Raw genomic sequence first — 234 nt, forward strand, 5'->3', positions numbered from 1 at the left:
CTCAACCAACTTACCAAGCTGTCGCATCAGAGAGGTTTCCATGAAACCCATGTATATGTGGTGGACTTGTTGAGAAGATTGAAAGAAATCCTTGGCGAGTATCGCCAAGCAAGTTATAAACCGAAGCCAAGCAGTATGGGCAGAAAGGAGGATACCACATGATAGGCAAGCTAAAGAAGGGCAGCTCATTTGGTGGTTGCATCCGCTATGTTACAGGCAAGGACGAGGCGAAAA

General features: G+C 46.6%; 1 pseudogene. It reads left to right on the forward strand.

The features are described from left to right. Positions 1-162: pseudogene (locus DXA74_RS16820) on the forward strand (mobilization protein); the annotation flags it as partial. Positions 163-234 lie beyond the last annotated feature (72 nt).

This window comes from Bacteroides sp. OF04-15BH, from assembly GCF_003477995.1.
Taxonomy (GTDB): domain Bacteria; phylum Bacteroidota; class Bacteroidia; order Bacteroidales; family Bacteroidaceae; genus Paraprevotella.